Genomic DNA, 23148 nt, shown 5'->3' on the forward strand with positions numbered 1-23148 from the left:
AATTATAAAAATTGAGATAGTTTGTGCCGCTTAAATAAAGAGGTTTTGATAACCAAATTAAAGCATATCTAAAGAGTTTTGAGTTAAAAGTTAAACTTCAAGTTTTCATTCAGGACGAATGTACTGGTTAACTAATTTTTTGGGGAAAATTAGTTAGCCTATCATTATAACATATAATTAATTTGCAAGAATTCTAATAATTAGGTTTTGCTGAAAAAGTTTGTTGGTGGAGTCAGTTATCAGTTATCAGTTATCAGATGTGAGTTTTTAGTTTACTGTTTACTTTTGACTGAAAAAGTTCCCCACACCCCACACCCCACTTCCCCGCTAAAAACCTTTTCACCTAGCTCTAGTATAGGAGATAGTACGGGAATCTGGAAAAACTCAATAGCGAAAACCCTACCCCGGTCAGAGAATCTTTTATCTACCCTAAAAGTGTAGAGATAAACCAACATCTCTAGCGTCAAGAAAACTTCGGAGGTGACTTATATGGCACTTATACGTTGGGAACCTTTCAGAGAAGTAGAAAGCCTACAGAAAGAAATGAATCGCTTGTTTGACCGTCTTGTGCCGACTGATGTAGGCGATGGCGAAAAAATGGGGTTATCCTTCGTCCCGGCGGCGGAAATGACCGAAACGCCAGAGGCAGTTCAGCTTAAACTGGAAATACCCGGTATGGAAGCCAAAGACCTCAACCTGGAAGTAACAGCCGATAGTCTGACCATTAATGGTGAAAGGAAATCGGAAATTAAAACCGAAGAAGAAGGATTTACCCGCACTGAGTTCCGTTATGGTAAATTCCATCGGGTTATTCCTCTACCGGTTCGGGTTGATAACAATAACGTGACTGCTGAATACAAAGATGGCATTCTCAATCTCACCCTCCCGAAAGCGGAAGAAGAAAAAAATAAAGTGGTGAAAGTGTCCATCAATCCTGCCATTGCTCAATGATGTAGCTCTCATTGTCCGGTCTTGAGCAAAAAGGTTAACCTAGTCTGATTAAACCAAAGCGGGAGTATTAAATCATACTTCCGCTTTTAGCTTCCTAATCATTTAAAACTTCTAACACTGCTTGGGGTGATAATTTATCTTTAAACCAGATAACCTGAGCGGGTAGATTTTGAAATTTAACTCCAGCTTTTTCTAGATTTAACCGTTCCGATACGGCTAAAATTAGATTATTTGCTTGGGCCGATTTAACCTGTAAAAATTTCTTTTGTAGGTATTCTGGTCGCCAATAGCCAACAATTTCCAGGAGAAAAACGCGACCATCGGGATGCACTAAACGGAAATCGGGAATCATCACTCCTCCGGGTAAAGGCACTAAATCCACTTCCCTTTCTAACTGCCATTCAGTCTTTAACTGTAACCAACGTTTAGCGAAAGATTCCTCTAACATACTATCGTAGGGTTTACCCGGGGAATAGTGGGAGACCAGACCACAGTTATCCTCTAAATTAAACTGTTGTTTTTTAATAGTTCCTGTATAGGAATCTTTATACTGTAATTGTGCCTTCAGATTCCAGTGAGTAACATGGAGTAAGGCAGGGATTAATTTAGCGATTTCAATGCCATAACGACTATTAGCTTTAAATAAACTGGTGGGACCATCGATAGTAATAGTAAATCCCGTGTCGGCATCCCCTTCGATATAAGTCATTAAACGAAATAGTTTTAGATAGCGAAAGAGATATTTATATTCCCCCGGATCGTTGCGGTGGACGTTGATAATTAAATAACTGGCCCGATAAAAAATACCTTGAATTTGCGAGAGGTTGAAACGATGAATTAAGTTTTCGGGGGTGGGAGCATCAAATTGAGTGAGAATTTTATTCTCCGCTAAATCAGCATAGAGTCCTTTTTCTAGAGCCACTGGGAAAATTTCTTGATTTAATTCTTGGCTGAGTTGCTGGGCAATTTTCCCCAGAATTAGCGATCGATTTTGGGGAATAGGAACAAAGTTAGCCGCTTGTTCAAAAACTCTTTTTCTTAATTCCTGCGGTTCTAAGGGACTAATAATCTCAAAGGTGGCAAAATGATTGGTTAATAGGTGAGCAAATCCCCGTTTAATTTTATAATCGGGACTGTCTCCCTCCAAGATTAGGAGTTTTTGGCTTAATTCTCCCTTAGTTGCACCGATACTTTCCTGAAAACAACTGATTTGTTCTTTGGCGATCACCAGATAGTCGCCAGCGAGCGGTAAGCGTTTGGGAATAATTGTCTCGCCATTTTGACGGGAAATCAATAAATCGGTCGGTAACATGGCAAGCTAGAGAAGAATAATCAGATGGGGAGAGGTGGGACGACAAGGAAAGGTCGAAACCCCAAAAATCCCCCGCTTCTAACTATTTTGGTCGAGATAACGCTCTAAATCCTCGATCACACGGGTTAATTCCGCTTCTGTGGTTAAGCGTAGGCGATCATCACGAACCGTTAACAAAACTTTAGCCGAAAAAGGATTCGGATAAATATTGGGATTACAAAACACTTCCAGAAACACATCACCAGTGTGCTGATATTCCATCGGTTTTTGGGGTTGGGGTTTACCCCCACTAGCGGCATTACTAGCGATCGCTTTCAGGCGATCGAGTAAAATGTTAATTTCCCTTTGCAAATCCAGAGCAGCACTGGGACTGAAACGAAAAGTAACGGAACCTTGCAAGAGATTAAGAGTTAAAGGAATCATCGAAAAAATCAGGTTAAGAGAAAGCCTGAAGTTAATTATATTAATTTGGGGAAATTTGGGGAAATTGGGTTTTGGGGGATGGTTCAGCAAACAGTAATCAGTCAGGTTCTTCGTTACTAGGTCCGGTTCGATCAGGTGATCGCTAAATGTCTTTCTCTATAATGGTTTCATCCCTTATAACCCCGTCCATTGCATAAGCAGGAACCGAAAGTCCATCAGTGAACTGAAAACTCGCCACTGATAACTGATAACTGATAACTGAATTTACCGACGCGGAACGAGATTAATCCGGCCTTCGTCCATTTCATCCATGAGTAACTCGAGGGCCTCATAATCCACATCGGAAACGTAGCCAAGACGAGCGAGGAGTTCATTAATTCCGTTTTCGATTTCTGGCGTGATTTGACGATAATATAGGGCTTGCTCCACTAATTGGCGGATAGTCGGCTGGGTATCCACAATTTCCTTACTCTAGCTCAATAAATCTAGTTTTTGTATCTTGCTTTACTTTATTTTAGCAAAAATACCAGTATCATTCTGGGTCATCATCAGTTATTCGGAGTTAGAGCTTAAACCTAACGACTTTCCCCTGATGTTCACCCTAGTCAGTCCTGATCACTGTTCCTCTTTACTACTGGGATCCTAAGGCTAACCTAAAATCGGTTCCTCCCTATAGGGGTCAAGATTAAAAAAAGATTAATCTTTTCAGGAGAGAGAAAATTTATCGAGACCGGGGTTGCAAAATCAGAAAGTTAGGACATAATAGCGGTATCTGATTTCCAGTTAAAAGGTTCATTTATGAATTTCAAAGCCCAGCCATGAAAAGTCCTGTAAAAGTCCCAGAAATAGCTCTATTTGAGCCAAGTGGCTATATTACCGCCGCTAACGTCCTAGAATTTCAAGAGCAGCTCACCAATCTGGTGAACCAGAATAGCTCTATCACTTTTCTCGTGGATATGAGTAGGGTGGAATTCCTCGACAGTGCCGGATTAATGGCTTTAGTTACCGCCTTTCGTCTGGCTCAAAGTCAAGAAAAATCCTTCAATATCTGTTCTATTCCACCTTCAGTCAAGATTATCTTTGAATTAACCCAACTGGACCGGGTTCTCTCGATTTTCCCTAGCCGTGCTGACTTTGGTGCTGTCATCACCCTCCCCCAAGCAGCGTAAGCAGACAAAATAGGGTTTCTCGCCGTAATTTCTCGGCTGCACTCTCAATTCTACCAGTAAATCACCTCTTGACTGGGCAGATTCCCATTTGTACAATCGACTCCTCAGGACAACAATTTTTCTCAAGGAGAGCCATTATACTGTTGAGATGGCTCTTTTCTTTTTGGGATATTATTTCCGGGGACAAACTACCCTACACTTGTCCGGAGCAGCTCACAAAAGACTGTCTGTTAAGAAATTCCATGACTTTAGTGATGACGGAGGGGAAGGGGTCCAAGATGATAGATAGGTAATCAGTAGTAATTTCCTAGAATCCATGACAGTCAACAATCTCCAGTATGCTTATTTTCCCGGTTGTGTCGCTCAAGGTGCCTGTCGGGAACTATATTTATCCACGGCAGCCCTGACGGAAGCTTTGGGGATTAATTTAGTCGAACTCAAAAAAGCTGCCTGTTGTGGTTCGGGAACCTATAAGGAAGATTCGCAACTCTTGGAAGATGCCGTCAATGCACGCAATATTGCCCTAGCGGAAGCCCTCAATTTACCCCTGTTGACTCACTGTAGCACCTGTCAGGGAGTGATCGGTCATGTGGATGAGCGCTTGAAGGAAGCAAAGCATAATAATCCCAATTATGTTGAGGAAGTTAATAATTATTTACAGAAAGAACATTGTTCCCCCTACCAAGGTACGACGACGGTTAAACACCTACTCTGGGCAATTGTGGGCGATTATGGCTTAGATAATCTGGCGGCCAAGGTGATTCGTCCCTTATCAGGCTTAAATTGTGCCGGTTTTTATGGTTGTTATCTCCTGCGGGCCCAGGATACTCTCCCCTACGATAATCCTTTTCAGCCGGAATCCCTAGAAAATGTCTTTCGGACCGTGGGGGCGAATCCGATTTATTATCAAGGACGCACTCAATGCTGTGGTTGGCCCCTGTCCAGTTATGCCACCACCCAATCGTTCCAAATGGCAGGAAAACACATTTTAGAGGCGATGGCAGCCGGGGCCGATTGTTTAGTCACCCCTTGTCCTCTATGCCATCTTAATCTTGATTCCCGACAACCGGAAGTGGCAAAAGTGATCGGTCGAAGTTTAGGTTTACCTGTGTTACATTTTTCCCAATTAGTCGCTTTAGCGGTGGGAGTCAGTCCCGATCGTTTAGGATTAGATCGACACATCGTTTCGACCAAATCCCTCTTAAAGAAATTGGGGTTTTAGAACTCAATCAGGAGTGTTAGCAATGGATTGGTTAAAAAGAATTTTTGGCTTAGATAAACCGGCAGATGCCGCTAGTGCGATCGCAGGGAAAGCCGCTGCTGCGGGTATTCCCCCCGAAAGAGTCGGATTAGATGGAAAATACGACGAAAGCGGACTAGCTAAACGAGTAGTTTTAGCTTTTGACGAGACACCGGATTTAGCTGATGAAGACAAATTGTGGGTCGCTCAAACTGGTGGTAAAGTTGTACTAAAAGGCAAGGTTTCCAATCAGGCGACTTTAAATAAAATGGTTGCGATCGCCAGTAAAGTCCATGGGGCAACCAGCGTCGATAGCAGTCAAGTAACTATTGGGTGAAGTCTTCCGTCTATATTCCCCGTGAAAATTAACCACTCAGTAGGTGGACCGGCATTGTTTTTTGTCTCTAGGTTGTTGTTAGGTGATTGCTGACTGATTAATAATGGTTGAATGTTAATCGGCTTTTCCTTTTAGGGAGACGAAATCGGGCTTATGGGAATTACTATTGTTACCATTTTGTGGAGGATGAGAACGATTTCTCAGTTCTGGGGGAGTGGGTAAACCCTGTTTCATTTCTGCTACTTTTAAGAGGATCAAATACTCATAAAAAGCTTGCAAAGTACACCAAGCAAAACCAGCTTTACCATCGAGAATTCCTGCTAGGATAAAATACATATAAAACCAACGAAGCAAGGGACGAAAAGGCAATCGTAGGGATAAATCTTTTAAAGCTCTCCGTCTATCTACTTCGGTTTCACCAAAAAATAAATTTTTCCAACTAACACCACCGTTAGCCAACTGATGTAAGGTTTCTGCTGCTTCATCGCTAGAATAACGATTATGTTTTTCAATCCAACGACTTAAACCTTTACTACAGGTATAGTGGGGATAGGTTTCTTGTAAAAAAGAGGTTTTTCCCCGACATTCTTCTCTTTCCGTGTGACCATAATCGCTAAACCAGACTTGATCTTTTCTAAATAGACGCATTTGATAACGGGGATACTGGGTGCTGCGACGGATCCAAGTTCCCATAAACATAACTCTTTCGGCCACATAAAAACCAGTAAATTCCTGTTGTTGCGTGGCACGCAGACATTCTGCGTAGAGTTGGGGTGTCATCCTTTCATCTGCTTCGAGAATATAAACCCAATCGTATTTAGTCTCGATATTTTCTAACATCCAAGTTCTTTGTTTACCATGGCTCTCGAATTGATGCTGAATCACGCGCACTGGATAACGAGAAGCAATCTCTACTGTGCGATCGCTACTGTAGGAGTCAACCACAATCACATCATCGGATACAAGTGCCGATTCTACACAGGGGGCAATATCAATTTCTTCGTTATGGGTGAGAATGTAAATGGAAAACATAGATATAATATGGTGTTTGATTATACGAAACTCGATCGGGTAGTAGTCCTATTTTGTACTGGAAAAAGCGGAATGAAAACCAGTTTATAGAAGAGATTTTCTCAAAACTATCAGACTGCGCTCATTCTATCCTCGATCACTATTTTGTCAATATTCCTTAAGTATTACTTGAAAAATTCTTTAACCGAGCTTGGGGCGGCCGGCGATGAGCTATTCCCCGCCATGAGATAATAGACGGTGCTTTATGTCTTCAGTAATTTTCGATGACTGCTGTTTCCGAGTGTTTTCGTTCTCTCCGTTCCCAGGGGAATTGTGCCTTGATTCCCTTTATCACTGCCGGTGATCCCGATTTATCTACTACTGCCCAAGCTTTACGCATTTTAGACCGGGCAGGGGCCGATCTGATCGAGTTGGGGGTTCCCTATTCCGATCCTCTCGCGGATGGTCCGGTTATTCAAGCGGCGGCCACCCGCGCTTTAAATCGGGGTGTCAAGTTGGAAGATGTGCTAGAAATCGTCAAAAATGCCCAGGGAGAGGTGAAAGCTCCCATTATTCTCTTTACTTACTATAATCCCATCTATCATCGCGGGATAGATGTCTTTTTAGACCAAATAAAAGCAGCCGGGGTGAGTGGTTTGGTGGTTCCCGATTTACCCCTAGAGGAAGCGGAAAGTCTGCTGCAACCGGCTGCCGCTAAGGGAATTGAAGTGATTTTATTGGTAGCGCCTACCAGTCCCCCGGAACGAATACAAGCGATCGCCAGGCAATCCCAAGGTTTTATTTATCTGGTGAGTGTCACGGGAGTGACGGGAATGCGGAACCAAGTGGCCACCAGAGTGGAGGAATTGCTCGATTCTATCCGTTCTGTCACCGATAAACCCGTGGGGGTAGGATTTGGCATTTCTGACCCGACACAGGCACTACAGGTGAAAAACTGGGGTGCTGATGCGGTAATTGTCGGCAGTGCCATGGTTAAACGTCTAGCCGATAATTCCCCCAGCGATGGGTTAAAATCCCTCGAAGAATTCTGCCGTAGTTTAAAACAGGCGATTCAGTGAGGGATGAGGGGTTAGTGGATGCGGATTAGAGCGAGCGTTCATGTCTTCTCGTTCTGAATTCGTTCAATTTCATCTAGCGCTTTTTTCGCCCGGAATACAGCCCGGAGATAGGCGATCTGGCTCTCCCACGCCGATCGGGGTAGGATGGCGGGGATAGGGTTCGGGTTCTCGTTCATGGTTAGATTGTGGGGGTGAGTACGGGGGTTTTGTTTTGCCAGCTTTCTGGCCATTGGATCGCGTCGGCACTGAAGGCGAGGGGATCATTGGCTAGGGGAGAATGGAAGGGTTCTTCTACCAGCGCGAATTGGCCGTTATCGAAGGGAATTCCCGCTGCAGGGCGATCGAGGTAGAATCTCTCTCGGATTCCCTTCTCCGCTTGTTTTAATGCTCGGTGGTGACAGTAGGGGTTATTGCCTCGGCGATCGAAGAAAACATGAGCCGTCCAACTACAACCACCGCGGCAGAGTTCGGCGAACTCGCAGGTTTTACAGAATCCCCAGAGATGATCGGTTCCCTTCGGGGTTCCCGCACCGAGGTTGAAGCGCAGTTCTTCGGCCTCTTCGATAATCTGGCGTAGGGAGCGATCGCGGATATTGCCCCCAGTATAGGCCGCGGTGGGAAGCGAGGGACAGCCTTTGATCGCTCCGTCGGACTCGATACCAAGTGCCGCCAGTCCGGCACTACAGCCCTGCCAGAATGTCCACGCGTCCCCTCCCCGCAATAAACGTTCGTAGGGGCCGTAATAGCCGATATTGTTGCCCGGTTGTACGTCTACCCCCTCGCGTCGCGCTTGCTCGGTGACACGGGCGACCATCGGGTATAGTTCTAGGAGTTCGTAGGGTTGCAGGAGAATTTCCGAGTTATCGGCGGCGTTCCCCATCGGGACGGTTAACTGGATCTGCCAGGCAAATACGCCCGCATCGCGGATTTTTTCGTAGATTCGGGGAAATTCGGGAGCAGAAAGACGATTGATCTGGGTATTGCAACCGAAGGGGATACCGGCTTGTTTGAGGTGGCCCATGGTGCGGAAAGCCCATTGCCACGAACCTGGTTTCCCCCGCAGGCGATCGTGGGTAGTTTCTAATCCGTCCACGGAGACGGAGACAACTTTGATCCCCGCGTCTTTCATCTTTTGGGCGGTGTCGAGGGTGATGCCGTAGCCGCCGGTGGTGACACCGCAGATCATGCCGGCGTCGGTAATCGCCCGGGCGATATCGAGCCAGTCTGGACGGAGGAAGGCTTCTCCCCCGATCAGGGTGACTTCTTTTATCCCCACTTCCGCGAGTTGGCGGACGAGATCGAGGGCTTCTTCGGTGGTAAGTTCGTGGCTACGGGTGTGGCCGGCGCGGGAACCGCAATGTTGACAGGCGAGGTTACATTTCAGGGTAATTTCCCACACGGCGTAGCTGATGCGACGGTATTCGGTCATGGGCGTGTCTATAGATAACTACTAGGCTAAAGTGGACGAACACTTCCGTACGGTTGTTTATCTTGATGCTTACTACGATTACCACCAAAGATAGCTTTAATATCCTCTTCAGTCAGGAATTTTAGTTCGTCATCGTTAGCGATTTCGTCCAAAACCTTTAAACGAAAATCGGGATCGGTTGCTAGTTTTTCGGTAAAGTTCGGGGTGCGATCAAAAGACATGATTAGCTCCTTACTAGGTTTAATACTCGATAAAATTTATGCGTCGGTTGGAATTAGAAATCCACGACACGATCTGCCGGTAATCCGTACATCGGTCGAACGATTATAAAGGGGAAAGGCAAAGGAGAGCCGTATATTTGGTGTATGTTCAGACCTCCCCCGATGATCGCTTTTAAGTCTTCTTCGGTTAAGTCTTTGAGTTCGTCATCGTTGGCGATTTCGTCCAAAACCTTTAAACGAAAATCGGGATCGGTTGCTAGTTTTTCGGTAAAATTCGGGGTGCGATCAAAAGACATGATTAGCTCCTTACTAGGTTTAATACTCGATAAAATTTATGCGTCGGTTGGAATTAGAAATCCACGAGACGATCTGCCAGTAATCCGTACATCGATAGAAAAGTCTTGGCAAGAGTTGTCAGGCTTGTCGAGCTACTTCTCTGAATTTAATACTATGGAACCTCGCAATAAAAAACAAGATATTTTTAAAGACTAATTGAACTTAAAACAATCATTTAAGTTCAAAAAATAGCGATTTTTTCGAGTATTTTTACTTAAGCGATCTCCGTATTCTAGGTCATAGAATCTCTAGTTCATTTCTCATCCGAACAAAAATAGAGTAATTAGGTATTAAAAACCCCTTGCTAATATCAATGGATATATAGTTTTCAGTCTGCTGAGGTACAAAAGTTATGGGTTTTAGGCAAAGGGCAAGAGGCTTCGTCCGTGAGCCTGTCGAACTACTGAGCCTTCCTGTTAGTGAGCCTGTCGAACTACTGAGCCTTCCACTGAGCTCGCCGAACGTCCGAAGTCTCACGCCGAATTCCGAACGGCAAAAGGCAAAAGGGAAGAAAAATATGTGTACCTCACTAGCTTAGGAAACGCTATAGTAGATGATTAGAACTCTTGCAAATTAATTATATGTTATAATCATGGGTTAACTAATTTTCCCCAAAAAATTAGCCAGTTAGTTCATTTGTGCTGAATAAAAACCTGAAGTTTTACTTTTAACTCAAAACTCTTTAGATATGCTTTTTTTTGGTTATCAAAACCTCTTTATTTAAGCGGCACAAACTATCTCAATTTTTATAATTGAGAATAAATTCTCCTTGACTTGATTAATGTTTGGCAACTTTTAAGAAGTTGCTATACCTATCCCTAACTCATAGTTATAAATAGCCGCCAACAGGTTAACTCTTAAACTATATATTCGACGACGATTCCGATATTTACAGGATAAGATTTTAAAGATTTTGAGGTTCCATTAAATATTAACTCAACTTCTTCCCATCCTAACCCTTCTTCTCGATTTATTTATTCGATACTACAATTTTTTACTCTCTCATAAATCATCGATTCATAGCGGATTGTATGATGCTGTCTTAATCTCATAAAACTCAATCTTTCGCTAATATACTTTTGGCACTTTTGACAATGAAACTAGCGGCGTGGTACTTCTAAATATACCCGACTGTCTAATATTGATAAATCTCTGACTAGATTGTACTCTGTCTGATTGATTCTGTCCAAGATTTGATGGCAATTCGGACATTCAATTGTTTCATTTAAGAAAACGAGTTTTAGGAAAATTGTCTGATCAATTTTTTGATAATTGACCACTGTTACATTTGGTAAATCGAGGATCTGATCAAAATTTATCCACATAACCCACCTCCTGTTCTGTGTTATCATTATACCATGCTCACACAGAACTTAGAAGAGCCGGCGATTAATAACCTCCTGCATCATTTCTAAGTCTTCCTCATTGTCAATAGGACGAGGAGGGTATTGCTTTAATAATTCTAAGTATTTATCAGTGGCAAACATAATTTAATAATATCTAGGCTCGAGCGGCTATTGCCTTTAGATACCTCACGCCTTAATAATTAAGTATAGAATAGCCAAGTCTCCAGACTACCGCTTAACTAAAACTTCTATTATCCCGATGAGAAACCTCTATTTTCTCTTGCCCGGTACTACTTCTCCTTTTGGTGGGGGTGGACTGTGGGCAGAAATGAAAACCGTCAATTTGGCTAGTCAAATTTGTACCGCCCAGATTGTGACTTATCGTCAAAAAGAGTTAAATTATCCTTTTTTAGAGGATATACTCGCGAAAATAAACTCAGATGACAGTATTTTTGTGGTTAGCTGGGGTTTTGATCTTCCTAAACTGGTGCAAAAACTGCGATCGCATAATATCATTTATCATGCCCATAGTACAGGTTACGGCTTCCGTTTACCACCCGGAATACCAATTATAACCGTTAGCCGTAATACTATGGGTTATTGGGGAGAAAAAGCTCCTAATGCTTTGATTTACTATCTTCCTAATCAAATTGGCTCAGAATTTCTCAATTTAGGCTTAGAAAGGGATATCGATGTCTTAGTACAGGGGCGCAAATCCTCAAAGTATCTTCTCAATCGTCTAGTTCCCGCCCTCCGTCCCCACTGTCGCCTTAAGGTTTTAGATAGCTATGTGGAGGATTTAGTGGGATTATTCAATCGCAGTCGGGTTTATCTCTACGATTCGGCTGAATATTGGGCTGTAAACGGTTTAACGGAGGGTTTTGGCTTACCGCCCCTGGAAGCTTTAGCCTGTGGTTGTACGGTATTTTCTAGCGTCAATAGCGCCCTAGCCGATTATCTCGATCCCGGTTTCAATTGTCAAAAAATCGGGGCTTATTCTACTCAATACGATCTAGAACGTATTATTAATTATGCCCGTAATTTTCCCGTTAATTCTTTACCGGCTAATTTTATCGATGATTATCATCCCGAAAAATTACTACCACGTTTTGAAACAATTTTAAGAGAAATTAATGATTTCTTTGATATTAAAAAACGCTATCCGGCTGATATAGAAGGTTTAGAACCCCTGCGACTTAAAAAATTATGGATGCAGAGTTCTCTGGCTAAACTTAAGAAAAAACTGTTTAAATAGCAGTGATCTTTCCTTTATGATCCGTTCCAGACATCAATATTATTTCCTGAGATAAGATGAAAGGGAACAAGTAATAGGTAATAGTTAAGGTTTTCCGCACCGCTATCTCTTGTTTTTTTTCAACCCTATAGCTTAATTTAACTCCAATCCTGTTGCTCCTCGCTTTGGCGAATTTGATACACTTGTCCATGACTGTGCAGTTGTCGAGTTTTTGCCCATAAACTAGCTTCATCTAACTGCCATTTTTCTAGGATTAAATCTAAATCTCTTTGGATTTCTCTTGCCCCCGGAAAGTTTTGATAACGTATGCGTAAACGAGCGCATTCAGCTAAGTTTAAATCATTAGGTTCTGATTGCAGCAGCTGATCAACAATCGGGCGATCGAGTCTTTCCTGTGGATGTTGTTGTTCTTGATTTTTACTAGCCATAATTAATCGAACCAACCGATATCGGAATCCGTTAACTCTGTGGGGGTAGGATTGGGGGCAATATAACGGGCTAAAGTGGCCATTTCAAAGTTATAAAGACTGGGTTTCTTCGGCACAGGTTTGGTAATTGCTGACGGTTCAGGGGTGGCGGTGGGACTATTTTCTAGGGTTTTAATTTGATTATATAATTTTTCAATTAACTGTTTTTTCTCGGTTAATTCCGTTTGGGATTGACTTAATTGACTCGATAATTTTTCAATTAACTGTTTTTTCTCGGTTAATTCCGTCTGGGATTGACTTAATTGACTCGATAATTGTGCCACCAAAGTGGTTTTTTCCGAGAGGACAGATTCTAACTGCTCGCTCTGTTGTTGTAACTGCTGTAACCTGACAGAGAGTTCCAGCTGTTCTTTAAGTTCTTTTTCCAGAGAAATAACTTTTTCTTGGAGAGTTTGCTGATTTTTCTCGGTTTTTTCTAACTCTGTTGTCAAGTCGTTAATTTTTGCCTGTAGGGTGGCGTTAGTTTCCTTGGGACGTTTGGGAGAAGGAGAGGGTTGGGATTCTACCTCTTTATTAGCTTCTTTACGGATGAGATCGTTTAAATTACCTTTGGTCATAAGTTGTGCAAATAGGATATTACGATAGAGTCGGATACTGTCAAGAAATCTGTTGGTTTGGGTAATCGATCATTATTCGCCCGATATACAAGCTTGATTAAGCCGGGGAATTGTCCCATAGGTTTTATTGTATAGCTTGAGGTCGATCGATCCCTGTCCATTTAAGCGATGAGAACAAATACCTAAATCTCAGTTTCGCCAGTAAGATTCTAAATTTTTCTGTAGTTAATGATACGGAATACTAAATTTGTGTCAGACTAAAGGTAGAAGTCGATCGCACCTGTGGCAGGGATAAATTTATGAATATTGAAGAAAAAGCACGTCTTAATCTAACCCAAGAACGACAAGCAGAAGGAATGCTCGAAGTGAATGTCTTAACTCGTACAGAGGAGCTTTTAGGGGAAGGGGAGGCAGGAACTGCAAAAGCGCGGGTTTTATTAACTGAAAATCGTCAAGAAGACGAAAAACTCCAAGATAAAATTTTAGAACGTTCGATCGAGGCTATGCAATAGCCTTTCAGTGAAGACTGGGAATATCCACAGAAGTAGAGTTAAATATCTGTAGAGACGTGGTTAACTGCGTCTCTATTTCAATTACCGATAACTGATCACTGTTAAACTAATCACTGTTCACGCTCTGGACAGTGAAAAAATGCAGATCCGAAGAAAACACCCTAATCCTGCCGTTAAAGTTGAGAGTTTGAGTTATGTGGTGAAAGTGCCAGAGGCACAACCACAAAATATTTTAGAAGAAATCGTTTGGCATAAGGAGATCGAAGTCGATAAATTGCGCGAGCGGTTGCCTTTATTGGAATTACGCAAAAAAATAGCCAATACTGCGCCACCTTGCGACTTTTTAGCTGCCTTAAAACAGGGTAAAAACCAACCCGCTTTGATTGCCGAAGTGAAAAAAGCTTCCCCCAGCAAGGGAGTTATCCGCGAAGATTTTGATCCTGTAGCGATCGCCCGTACCTATGAACAGGGAGGAGCCACTTGTTTATCGGTTTTAACCGATAGTAAGTTTTTTCAAGGTAGTTACGAAAATCTTAGCCTCGTCCGGCAAGCGGTATCTTTACCCCTATTATGCAAAGAATTTATCCTTTATCCCTATCAAATCTACTACGCTCGCTCTAAAGGAGCCGATGCCGTCCTTTTAATTGCCGCTATTTTAAGCGATCAAGACCTAGCATATTTTGTCAAAATTGTCAAGGGTTTAGGGATGACAGCTTTGGTAGAGGTGCATAGTCTGGCCGAATTCGATCGAGTGTTAGCCATTGAGGGAATCGAACTAATCGGCATTAATAACCGTAATTTAGAGACATTTACAGTCGATTTAGACAATACTCGCCAATTACTAGAAGCCAGGGGCGAAAAGGTGCGAGAAAAAGGTATTCTAATCGTCAGCGAATCGGGATTACACACAGCCGCAGATCTGGCAAAAGTGAAGCAAGCGGGAGCAAATGCGGTTCTAATTGGCGAATCTTTGGTAAAACTGCCCGATCCTGCCCTCGGTATCCAGAAACTCTTTGAAAATCTCGGTTAGGGGTTTTTCAGTCATCAGTTATCGGTTATCAGTGAACTGATAACTGGTTAAGGAAAACCGCGTACTTCACCATCAAGATAACTGCCATAATCATCCTCACTGAAAACTCCCACTGATAACTGCTAACTGATCACTGATAACTGACAAGGCTATCTGCCGGGATATAATCAGAGTTTGCCAAATCTTAAATCAACCCCTCAGAATTGATGCGATCGAGATTTGGTTTTTTATCTTTGTTAAATATGGCCCAACGAGAGAGGACGAACCATGGAAAATAAAAATATGTTGATGATTCCCGGCCCCACACCAGTGCCGGAAGCGGTATTATTGGCTATGGCTAAAGCACCTATAGGTCATCGGACAGGTGCTTTTAGTAAGGTAATCGCCGAATTAACCGAAAATCTTAAATGGTTGCATCAAACCAGTGGCGATGTCTTAATGTTAACCGCTTCGGGAACCGGTGTCATGGAAGCGGGAATTATTAATTTTCTCAGCCCCGGCGATCGAGTTTTGGTGGGAGATAATGGTAAATTTGGGGAACGTTGGGGGAAAGTGGCGAAAGCCTACGGCTTAAATGTGGATACCATTAAGGCAGAATGGGGTAAACCCCTAGATCCAGAAGCATTTACCGCTAAACTGACCGAAGACAAGGAAAAAGCCATCAAAGCGGTAATTATCACCCATTCGGAAACTTCCACCGGGGTTCTCAATGACTTGGAAAGCATTAACAAAGCGGTAAAAGACCACGGGGAAGCTTTAATCATCGTCGATGCTGTCACCAGTTTAGGAGCTTATCATATTCCCATCGATGAATGGGGTTTAGATGTGGTCGGTTCTGGTTCCCAGAAAGGTTATATGATTCCTCCCGGTTTAGGTTTTGTTTCCGTAAGTCAAAAAGCTTGGAAAGCCTACGAAACCGCCAAACTGCCCCGTTTTTATCTAGATTTAGGCAAATACAAAAAAGCCACCGATGAGGATAGTTCCCCCTTTACCCCTCCAGTTAACCTGATGTACGGTTTACAAGCTTCTCTGCAAATGATGAGAAGGGAGGGATTAGCGGCAATTTTCGCCCGTCACCAACGCTTAACGAAGATGACGCGGGCCGGTATGCGCGCCCTCGATTTGCCCCTCTACGCGGCGGATTCCTGGGCTTCCACGGCGATTACTGCGGTGGCCCCCACTCTAGTAGATGCGGAAAAAATTCGTTCGACTCTCAATAAAAAGTTCGACATCGCTGTCGCCGGTGGTCAGGATCACCTCAAGGGTAAAATCTTCCGTATCGGTCATTTAGGTTTTGCCAGTGAGAGGGATATCCTCACGGTTATCGCTGCCATTGAAGCGACTTTAATCGAGTTAGGTGTGGAAGGTGTCACCCCCGGCGCCGGTGTGGCTGCGGCTGCCGCTGTGATGGTGCAGGGTTAATCTTAGGTTGGCTTTTCCCCTTCTCTCCAAAGAGGGGGATTTTTGCCAGAAAATATATCCTGTATATGTAAAATTCGCTATAATCCAGCCAAGCTAACAGTCAACTCTTGTGGGTTTTATGTTATGTCTGCAAAACAAAATTGTGGGGTGTGGGGTGTGGGGGTGAAAATTTTTTCATCGGGACTGACTCCTGACTCCTGACTCCACCAACAAACTTTTTCAGCAAACCCTAACTAAATCAATAATGCTCTTGACAAAATGTCTATCCAGTGTGGATAATGGTAGTTTGTGTGAACTTTAGCTAGACTAAAATACCTTGGCTAACGTTATTGTAATCGGCGCTCAGTGGGGCGACGAAGGAAAAGGAAAAATCACGGATCTGCTGAGTCGATCGGCGGATGTGGTGGTGCGTTCTCAAGGTGGCGTAAATGCGGGTCATACCGTCGTCGTCGATGATCAAACGTTCAAACTCCATCTAATTCCCTCCGGGATTCTCTACCCGGATACGGAATGTATAATCGGCTCGGGAACAGTCATAGATCCCTCGGTGTTACTCAAAGAGATGGCGCAATTACACGCCCTCAATGTCACCACCGACAATCTCTATATCTCGCAAACGGCTCATGTCACTATGCCCTATCATCGGCTGCTCGATCAAGCATCCGAGGAAAAACGGGGTAAATATAAAATCGGCACCACGGGAAGGGGTATTGGCCCCACCTATGCGGATAAATCTGAGCGCATCGGTATTCGAGTCATCGACTTGATCAATACCGAGAATCTGCAGCACAAACTAGAATGGACGATCAATTATAAAAACGTCATTTTAGAAAAGTTATATAACTTACCGCCTTTAGATGCGAAGACGGTGATCGAGGAGTATCTAGAATATGCCGAGAAACTTCGTCCCCATGTGGTCGATAGTTCCTTAAAAATCTACGAAGCAATCCGCAAGCGTAAGAATATTCTTTTTGAAGGGGCCCAAGGCACCCTACTCGACCTCGATCACGGAACCTATCCCTACGTTACTTCCTCCAATCCGATCGCTGGGGGTGCTTGTGTGGGTTCTGGCATCGGTCCGACGGTAATCGATCGAGTGATCGGTGTGGCCAAAGCTTACACCACTAGGGTAGGGGAAGGTCCATTTCCCACGGAATTAGAGGGGGAGATCGAGCAGTTATTGTGCGATCGCGGGGCGGAATTCGGGACCACCACCGGCCGTCGTCGTCGCTGCGGTTGGTTTGATGCGGTGATCGGTCGTTACGCAGTGCGAATCAATGGTTTAGACTGTCTAGCGATCACCAAATTAGATGTTCTCGATACCCTAGAGGAAATCAAAGTCTGTGTCGCCTACGAATTGGACGGCAAAACCTGTCGCCATTTACCCAGCAGTGCGGTGGAATTCGCCCGTTGTCAACCGATTTACCGAACGATGCCGGGGTGGCAACAACCCACCAGCGATTGTCGGAGTCTGGAAGACCTGCCCAAACAGGCCCTCGATTATCTAAAATTCCTAGGGGCGATCATGGAGGTACCGATCGCGATTATCTCCCTAGGAGCTAGTCGCGACCAAACTATCATCGTTGAAGACCCCATTCACGGGCCAAAACGCGCTCTTTTGGACGAAAATGGCTCGCCTTGGGATAATTACGAATTTTAAATTATTGTCAAAGAGGATTAGTCAACTATGCAAGTTAGCGTTGAATGTCAAAAAAGACCCGAAAATATTAACCCCAGGGCCCTACGTCGTCAGGGTTTGATCCCGGCGGTTCTCTATGGCCACAACGGCACGGAATCGGTTTCTCTGGTGGTGGGAGAAAAAGCGGCCTTAACCCTACTCAAAAAGGCCTCGGTGAATAATACCCTGGTGGATGTGAATGTTCCCGAAATGCCTTGGACGGGAAAAGCTTTGATCCAAGAGGTACAATCTCATCCCTGGAAAAGAAATCTCTATCACCTCAGTTTCTTCTCGGTATCTGCCCACGGTAAGCTCGATATCGTCGTTCCGATTAAAGCCATGGGAGAAGCGATCGGAACCAAACAGGGCGGTTTAATCGAACAGTTCGTTAACGAAGTTAATGTCTCCTGTATTGCTGATAATATCCCGGAAGTGATCGAATTTGATGTTTCGGGCATCGGTGTGGGGCAATCCCTGCTCGTGGGTGATTTAAAGATGCCGGAAGGGGTGACTTTAAAAGACGATCCCCATACCACCGTTTTTGCCATTGTTGCCGCTAAAAGGTAAATTCAGTGATCAGTGATCAGTCATCAGCAAATCATATTTCATTATTTACTGTTTACTGGTTACTGCTCCGCAGCTCTGGCGCTCCCATCTACTGGGGGTTTATATACTTTAGACGTTGATAATCTGAGATTTATTAAACTTCTGAAATCCTAGAGTAAGCAAGGAATCCAGTTGTTTTTTATGTTTCAGATCGGCATCATTCAGGCATCCATAAATAGCTGAAGAAAAGTCAGAAAAGTTTTCATAATAGGCTGATTCAAGTCTGAATTGCATCACTGTCTGATCTACCTTCATAAGACCTCTTGTAAAAATCAAAAATTGTTGTTAGGGTTATGAGTCAGTAGTCAGTAGTCAGGAAAATTGAGAATGAATAATAATCAATTAAATGATCTATTTACAGATTTGATGCCATTTAATCCTTATTTTTGACGTTTTTGAACCCTCAAAAATTAATTATGCAAGAGGTTTAATTAGGGGTTGCTGAATAAATCTAAAAATCTTGTTGGATGAGACTTTTAGACTTTTTTTCCCTCAAAAAGTGCCAGCTATTGGAGTGATCGGGGGTAAAATTCCAGGACTTTTTCCCTGAAAATTAGGTAACTGACCCCCTCAAAATCCGTAAAACCCCACACCCCACACCCCACACCCTACCCCCACGAAAAACTTTTTCAGCAAACCCTAATTAAAATTTAACCCGGGCAGTATTTGAGGACTAAAAAGTAATGACCACAGAATTAGAAACCAAAAAAGTTACTCCTACTCGCTGTTTAGTTGGCGCGGCAATTTCGGCAGCATTGGGGACAATTCTCTATTATCTCACGGCAGCGATCGGTCATTCTTTTTACTCAAAACCAATGGTTGCGCACAGTCCGATCGCCTTGAGAATTGGCAGTGCTGTCCGCACTTTAGTTTTTGGTTTAGCTTCTCTAGGAACCTTTATTTTTGCTTTTGTCACCATTGGTTTAATTCTTTTGGCTATCCAATTACTACTTAAACGCCCTCAACAAACATAAATTATGAATTATGAATTATGAATTGGGAGTAGGAGGTGGTAATTTTTTTCAGTTAACTGATAAGTACCTAAGCAAAATTAATTACACATATCTAACCACCTGTTGCCTCTTGCCTTTTGCCTATCTTCCCTAGGAAATTAATTTTGCACGACTACTTAACTGATCACTGATTAACGGACATTTTGAGCAACAAAATCTTTGATCAGTTGTTCTAAAGCAGCCGAGGAAGCGCGGGTAATCAGAAAACATCTAAACTCCTGGCCTTGACTGAGATATTGGGAATAGGCCGCCTGTAAAAAAGGTTTATAGCTGGGGTTTTTGCGAATATAGACCTCAAAAAAGGCCAAAGATAGGGAATGGGCGTAACTATCGATCAGATATGGTGCTGGCAGGGTAAGATCGGCTACGGATTCGATCGCTTCGTTAATTCCCGCATCTAGTACCGAAAAATCGACGTGAGCTTGACCTTCAATCAGAGCTAAATATTTATTTTCGGTATTGAGGAGGGGAAAAGAGCGCACCTGTTCAAAAATAGCTGGGGTGGCGGGATCGTAGGTTCCTGCCGCTACAAAAGTGGCAATTTCGATCTTAGCCAGTCCTTTAGCCCCAAAAATACTCCAATTAAACGGATTAACCGCAAAAATCGCTTTTATTCTTTGATCGCGAAAGTTGTATTCTTCTCGGGGTAAATCCAAAGCACGACACTGCAGCAAGAGGGAGACATTGAGAAAAGCTAATCTTCTTTGACAGTCCCGTTGTAGATTCTCGAAATCGATTGTCGCTCCACCCACGGCTAAGGCTGTATAACCGCCGAAGGAATGTCCACCAACTCCCACATTATCTAAATCTAATTGCCCCTGAAATTCCCTAGCGTTGCGTCTTTGCAATTCATCGATCACAAAAGATATGTCCAATGGACGATTGACAAATTCGTTGCTATAAAAAACCGTCCGCGATAAACCGGCGAGTAGATTCTGTACCTGTAGGGTATCACTGCCGGGGTGTTGGGGCATGGCGACGAGATAACCGTAACTAGCCCAATGTTCCGCTTGTCGGACAAAATCTTCGGGACGGGAAGCTAAACCGTGGGAAAAGACAATAACGGGGGTTTTCTGGGTTAATTGCCCCTTGGGTTTGACAATAATTAGATAAAGTTCCCTCTGACGACGGCTATCGGTTAAATCCAGCCGCATCTGTTCCACTTGTTGCGGTCCGGGTTGTCGGGGGTCAGTCATGGCGGTAAAATTAATTTCACCAGCCTTTTTAGCTTCTTCTAAGGATAATTGCGCCACCTTTTCCGTGAATACTGTGGTGGCTTTCAGGACGATATCGATCGCCCTAGCTAATCTTTGCACTTTTGTCACATCAATCTGCATATTAGTGGGCAGATTACGCAGCAGGTTAAGAATAGTTACCCCTCCCGGTTCAAAAGCTGATTTAATTAGGGCAGAACGCAGGGCAAATTTACCATTAATACCCCCTTGAATGGTGATCAGTTCCCCTAAAAGGTTGAGGATATCTTCCCCCATTCTGGTGTTAAAAAAGCGCGAGATCAGGACGGGATTAATTTCTTTACTTGTGGTTAAAGCTTGCCGAAATTCTTTTTGTTGTTCGGCGGTTGTATTACCTAAATATTGTCTTAGATTAGCGTCAATTCTGCCAGTTTTGGCAAACTTTTCTAGGGAACTAATTTCTAGGGTACGACTAAAGGGCGCTAAGATAAAAGTGATTCTCTCGGCCGAGAGGACAGGAAAGCTAGTCAGTATTGTTCCCAAGCAACCCAGAGCGATCGAGCGACCGATTTTAGCTAATTGCAACAAGTTTTTCTGCTCCTTTTCTTTCTGCGTTCCTATTCCCTCTGGATTATAACAGTAACTTAGCAGTTTTTAACGTTTTTTTTGCTTGACTATCAACAAAAATTATCAATTTACCTCGATCGATAATCTTGACCTAGAATAATAGGTAAAAAGTCTCGAAAATTCCAATCTTGCCGATTTCAAGCTACCATCGGTAGTCAACAATAACCGATCACCGCTCATGATTTCAGGGTAAAAATGCCAAAGTTGCCACCACTTTCACCCCAAATTCTTCCTCAAAAACAGGTTTTTTATAGTCTAAACTCCACAATTCTAAAGCACAATCATCTTCAGCATTATTGGGAAAAAGATGCAGATGTAGGGTTCTATATTCAGGATCATACTTACATTCAATCTTTTTAATCGCTCCTATTTGTCGCCGATCTAAAGCCACAGCCAAGCGCAGTATAGCACTTAAATGTCTGACCATATACTGATAGTATTCAGTTAATTTCATAAAATCATCGTGCCTTTTCTTCGGCTTACTTTTGCGATGATAACGAGCGATATTAGCGATCACTTCTAACTCTATTTCCGTATAGCCCAACAGTTCACCATTGCGAATTAAATAATAGGAATGTTTATGATGGGCAGCATGACTAACATATAAACCACTATTATGCAGTATAGCCGCCGCCCATAATAAATCTTTAGCCTCCTGATTCCAAGAATGTAATTGTGCTTGAGTTTGCTCGAACAAAGACAGGGAAAATGCCGCTATTCTCTCAGCAGATTCTAAATTAACTTGATACTTTTTCGCTATTTTCAAGACACTGCGCTGACGGATTTCACTCTGATAAAGTAACCGATTATCAATTAAACCGTGCGTCAGCATCCAATCGACGATTACCCCTTCTCGCAAGGCCCTTTCACAGAGAACTAACTTATCAACATCTAACATGGTCATCGCTTCCAAAAGCACGATCGAACCGGCTAGAATGATCTCGGCCCGTTTATCGGACATCCCCAGAATTGCCAGTCTTTGGTGATAGTCCAAAGTGGCGAAACGTTTGACCAATTCTTTGACATCTTTGCGGGTTAATTGATAACCATTTAAAGGATTGGGAATTTCACCCAATTTCTCCAAAGCATGGATAGTCATCAAAGTTTCGATCGTGCCAGAAGTTCCCACTAAACGCGGCACTTCTCCCACCTGTAAATGATGTTTAATTTCCTCTACTGCTCGCTCCAACATTCCCCTGGTGTATGCCCTTAAATAGGCTAATTCTGTGGTACTAATGGGATCGGTAGTGATGAAATCTTGGCTCAAACGCACCGCGCCGATTTTGGTACTACTAAGAAAGCGAATTTCTTGACTATCAGCTAAGATTAATTCTGTGGAACCACCACCGATATCGATAATAATATGGGCTTGATTTTGGAAATCCATTCCCGAGACGACACCGAGATAAATCCGGCGAGCTTCCTCCTGTCCGGAGATGAGATTTACAGAAATACCGACTTCTTTCTCGATTAAAGCCAAAAATTCGTCACCGTTGGCCGCTTCCCGGGTGGCGCTGGTGGCCACGGCAATAATCTGATCCGTATGGAGACTAATCGCCAAATCGTGACAGCGTTTTAAAGCAGCGATCGCTCTTTCCATGGCCACTAGGGTTAATTTACCGGTTTTCCGATCTCGATCGCCGAGACGGACTGTATCCTTTTCTCGGGCAATAATCGTAAAAGCGGGTAAAGACGGTTCAATTTTCACCACTACCATGTGAACCGAATTCGTACCAATATCGATCGCCGCTAGGATTTGGACATCGGGGACTTTTGCCGGGGGCGCTAGTTCCCGATTGGGTGTAACTTGATTAGAAATATTCACCATCGCTTATCAGTGATCAGTTACCAGTCGGGGGATAGGTGTTAGGGCTGGTCTTATTATCCCTCTAATTGTCCGCCTCGGCGCCGCA

General features: G+C 43.4%; 23 protein-coding genes and 4 pseudogenes. 12 read left to right on the forward strand and 15 right to left on the reverse strand.

Features of this window, described 5'->3' with window-relative positions:
* The first annotated feature begins 489 nt into the window (after window positions 1–489).
* Window positions 490–951 carry an Hsp20/alpha crystallin family protein gene (locus IM462_RS18850; RefSeq protein WP_287704565.1) on the forward strand — a complete coding sequence of 154 codons (462 nt, stop codon included), beginning with the start codon at window positions 490–492 and terminating at the stop codon, window positions 949–951.
* A gap of 94 nt (window positions 952–1045) precedes the next feature.
* On the opposite strand, the gene IM462_RS18855 is transcribed toward IM462_RS18850, so the two are convergent.
* From IM462_RS18855 to IM462_RS18865, 3 genes are all read right to left on the reverse strand, one after another.
* Window positions 1046–2263, reverse strand: coding sequence for a DUF790 family protein (locus IM462_RS18855; RefSeq protein ID WP_287704567.1), 1218 nt, complete (start codon window positions 2261–2263; stop codon window positions 1046–1048).
* A 78-nt stretch (window positions 2264–2341) separates the two neighbouring features.
* Window positions 2342–2686, reverse strand: a complete 345-nt coding sequence (locus IM462_RS18860) for a hypothetical protein (protein ID WP_287704569.1) — start codon at window positions 2684–2686, stop codon at window positions 2342–2344.
* Window positions 2687–2950: 264 nt separating this feature from the next.
* Window positions 2951–3145: a hypothetical protein gene (locus IM462_RS18865; protein ID WP_002761266.1), complete on the reverse strand. Its 195-nt coding sequence runs from the start codon at window positions 3143–3145 to the stop codon at window positions 2951–2953.
* 359 nt (window positions 3146–3504) lie between these two features.
* Here IM462_RS18865 and IM462_RS18870 point away from each other — a divergent pair, with 359 nt between their 5' ends.
* The 3 genes from IM462_RS18870 (at window position 3505) to IM462_RS18880 (ending at window position 5432) form a co-directional block, all read left to right on the forward strand.
* The gene (locus tag IM462_RS18870; protein WP_104395459.1) at window positions 3505–3855 is read left to right on the forward strand and encodes an STAS domain-containing protein; all 351 of its coding nucleotides are present in this window, start codon (window positions 3505–3507) and stop codon (window positions 3853–3855) included.
* Window positions 3856–4171: 316 nt separating this feature from the next.
* Window positions 4172–5077: a CoB--CoM heterodisulfide reductase iron-sulfur subunit B family protein gene (locus IM462_RS18875; protein WP_287704571.1), complete on the forward strand. Its 906-nt coding sequence runs from the start codon at window positions 4172–4174 to the stop codon at window positions 5075–5077.
* 22 nt (window positions 5078–5099) lie between these two features.
* A complete protein-coding gene (locus tag IM462_RS18880) occupies window positions 5100–5432 on the forward strand; it encodes a BON domain-containing protein (protein ID WP_287704573.1) in 333 nt (110 codons plus the stop codon).
* Window positions 5433–5546: 114 nt separating this feature from the next.
* Here the strand turns inward: IM462_RS18880 and IM462_RS18885 are convergent, their stop codons facing one another.
* Window positions 5547–6464 (reverse strand): glycosyltransferase family 2 protein, encoded by a 918-nt coding sequence (locus IM462_RS18885; RefSeq protein WP_287704575.1) that lies wholly within the window; start codon window positions 6462–6464, stop codon window positions 5547–5549.
* A gap of 263 nt (window positions 6465–6727) precedes the next feature.
* On the opposite strand from IM462_RS18885, the gene trpA reads away from it, so the two are divergent.
* Window positions 6728–7522 carry a tryptophan synthase subunit alpha gene (gene trpA, locus IM462_RS18890; protein WP_193956052.1) on the forward strand — a complete coding sequence of 265 codons (795 nt, stop codon included), beginning with the start codon at window positions 6728–6730 and terminating at the stop codon, window positions 7520–7522.
* A gap of 178 nt (window positions 7523–7700) precedes the next feature.
* Here trpA and IM462_RS18895 read toward each other — a convergent pair whose 3' ends face one another.
* From IM462_RS18895 to IM462_RS18920, 6 genes and pseudogenes are all read right to left on the reverse strand, one after another.
* Window positions 7701–8951: a nif11-class peptide radical SAM maturase 3 gene (locus IM462_RS18895; RefSeq protein ID WP_287704576.1), complete on the reverse strand. Its 1251-nt coding sequence runs from the start codon at window positions 8949–8951 to the stop codon at window positions 7701–7703.
* Between the two features lie 26 nt (window positions 8952–8977).
* Window positions 8978–9172 (reverse strand): hypothetical protein, encoded by a 195-nt coding sequence (locus IM462_RS18900; protein ID WP_149987411.1) that lies wholly within the window; start codon window positions 9170–9172, stop codon window positions 8978–8980.
* 53 nt (window positions 9173–9225) lie between these two features.
* Window positions 9226–9468 (reverse strand): hypothetical protein, encoded by a 243-nt coding sequence (locus tag IM462_RS18905; RefSeq protein ID WP_287704578.1) that lies wholly within the window; start codon window positions 9466–9468, stop codon window positions 9226–9228.
* A gap of 835 nt (window positions 9469–10303) precedes the next feature.
* Window positions 10304–10426: pseudogene (locus IM462_RS18910) on the reverse strand (IS5/IS1182 family transposase); the annotation flags it as partial.
* Window positions 10411–10833: pseudogene (locus IM462_RS18915) on the reverse strand (transposase family protein); the annotation flags it as partial. The pseudogenes IM462_RS18915 and IM462_RS18910, both read right to left, overlap by 16 nt.
* A 54-nt stretch (window positions 10834–10887) precedes the next feature.
* Window positions 10888–10995: pseudogene (locus IM462_RS18920) on the reverse strand (helix-turn-helix domain-containing protein); the annotation flags it as partial.
* Between the two features lie 118 nt (window positions 10996–11113).
* On the opposite strand from IM462_RS18920, the gene IM462_RS18925 reads away from it, so the two are divergent.
* Window positions 11114–12109 carry a glycosyltransferase gene (locus tag IM462_RS18925; protein WP_287704580.1) on the forward strand — a complete coding sequence of 332 codons (996 nt, stop codon included), beginning with the start codon at window positions 11114–11116 and terminating at the stop codon, window positions 12107–12109.
* A 137-nt stretch (window positions 12110–12246) separates the two neighbouring features.
* On the opposite strand, the gene IM462_RS18930 is transcribed toward IM462_RS18925, so the two are convergent.
* Window positions 12247–12537 (reverse strand): DUF3288 family protein, encoded by a 291-nt coding sequence (locus tag IM462_RS18930; RefSeq protein WP_046662919.1) that lies wholly within the window; start codon window positions 12535–12537, stop codon window positions 12247–12249.
* Between the two features lie 2 nt (window positions 12538–12539).
* Complete coding sequence (locus IM462_RS18935; protein ID WP_287704582.1) at window positions 12540–13154, reverse strand: hypothetical protein; 615 nt, start codon at window positions 13152–13154, stop codon at window positions 12540–12542.
* Between the two features lie 299 nt (window positions 13155–13453).
* On the opposite strand from IM462_RS18935, the gene IM462_RS18940 reads away from it, so the two are divergent.
* The 5 genes from IM462_RS18940 (at window position 13454) to IM462_RS18960 (ending at window position 18363) form a co-directional block, all read left to right on the forward strand.
* Complete coding sequence (locus IM462_RS18940) at window positions 13454–13666, forward strand: hypothetical protein (protein ID WP_287704584.1); 213 nt, start codon at window positions 13454–13456, stop codon at window positions 13664–13666.
* A gap of 139 nt (window positions 13667–13805) precedes the next feature.
* Window positions 13806–14696, forward strand: a complete 891-nt coding sequence (gene trpC, locus IM462_RS18945; RefSeq protein ID WP_287704586.1) for an indole-3-glycerol phosphate synthase TrpC — start codon at window positions 13806–13808, stop codon at window positions 14694–14696.
* Window positions 14697–14963: 267 nt separating this feature from the next.
* Entirely contained in the window at window positions 14964–16118 is a 1155-nt protein-coding gene (locus tag IM462_RS18950) for a pyridoxal-phosphate-dependent aminotransferase family protein (protein ID WP_287704587.1), read from the forward strand.
* Window positions 16119–16434: 316 nt separating this feature from the next.
* On the forward strand, window positions 16435–17778 hold the full coding sequence (locus IM462_RS18955; RefSeq protein ID WP_287704589.1) for an adenylosuccinate synthase: 1344 nt from the start codon (window positions 16435–16437) through the stop codon (window positions 17776–17778).
* Between the two features lie 27 nt (window positions 17779–17805).
* Window positions 17806–18363 carry a 50S ribosomal protein L25/general stress protein Ctc gene (locus IM462_RS18960; protein ID WP_193960721.1) on the forward strand — a complete coding sequence of 186 codons (558 nt, stop codon included), beginning with the start codon at window positions 17806–17808 and terminating at the stop codon, window positions 18361–18363.
* Window positions 18364–18471: 108 nt separating this feature from the next.
* Here IM462_RS18960 and IM462_RS18965 read toward each other — a convergent pair.
* A pseudogene (locus IM462_RS18965) lies at window positions 18472–18624 on the reverse strand (IS630 family transposase); the annotation flags it as partial.
* A gap of 461 nt (window positions 18625–19085) precedes the next feature.
* Here IM462_RS18965 and IM462_RS18970 point away from each other — a divergent pair.
* Complete coding sequence (locus tag IM462_RS18970) at window positions 19086–19376, forward strand: DUF3082 domain-containing protein (protein WP_002786666.1); 291 nt, start codon at window positions 19086–19088, stop codon at window positions 19374–19376.
* 170 nt (window positions 19377–19546) lie between these two features.
* Here the strand turns inward: IM462_RS18970 and IM462_RS18975 are convergent, their stop codons facing one another.
* Together IM462_RS18975 and IM462_RS18980 are read right to left on the reverse strand one after the other, a co-directional pair.
* Complete coding sequence (locus IM462_RS18975) at window positions 19547–21196, reverse strand: alpha/beta hydrolase (RefSeq protein WP_287704592.1); 1650 nt, start codon at window positions 21194–21196, stop codon at window positions 19547–19549.
* Between the two features lie 223 nt (window positions 21197–21419).
* Window positions 21420–23063, reverse strand: a complete 1644-nt coding sequence (locus IM462_RS18980; protein WP_287704594.1) for a Ppx/GppA phosphatase family protein — start codon at window positions 23061–23063, stop codon at window positions 21420–21422.
* Between the last annotated feature and the right edge of the window lie 85 nt (window positions 23064–23148).

Source organism: Microcystis sp. M144S2, assembly GCF_020246065.1.
Classification (GTDB): domain Bacteria; phylum Cyanobacteriota; class Cyanobacteriia; order Cyanobacteriales; family Microcystaceae; genus Microcystis; species Microcystis ichthyoblabe_A.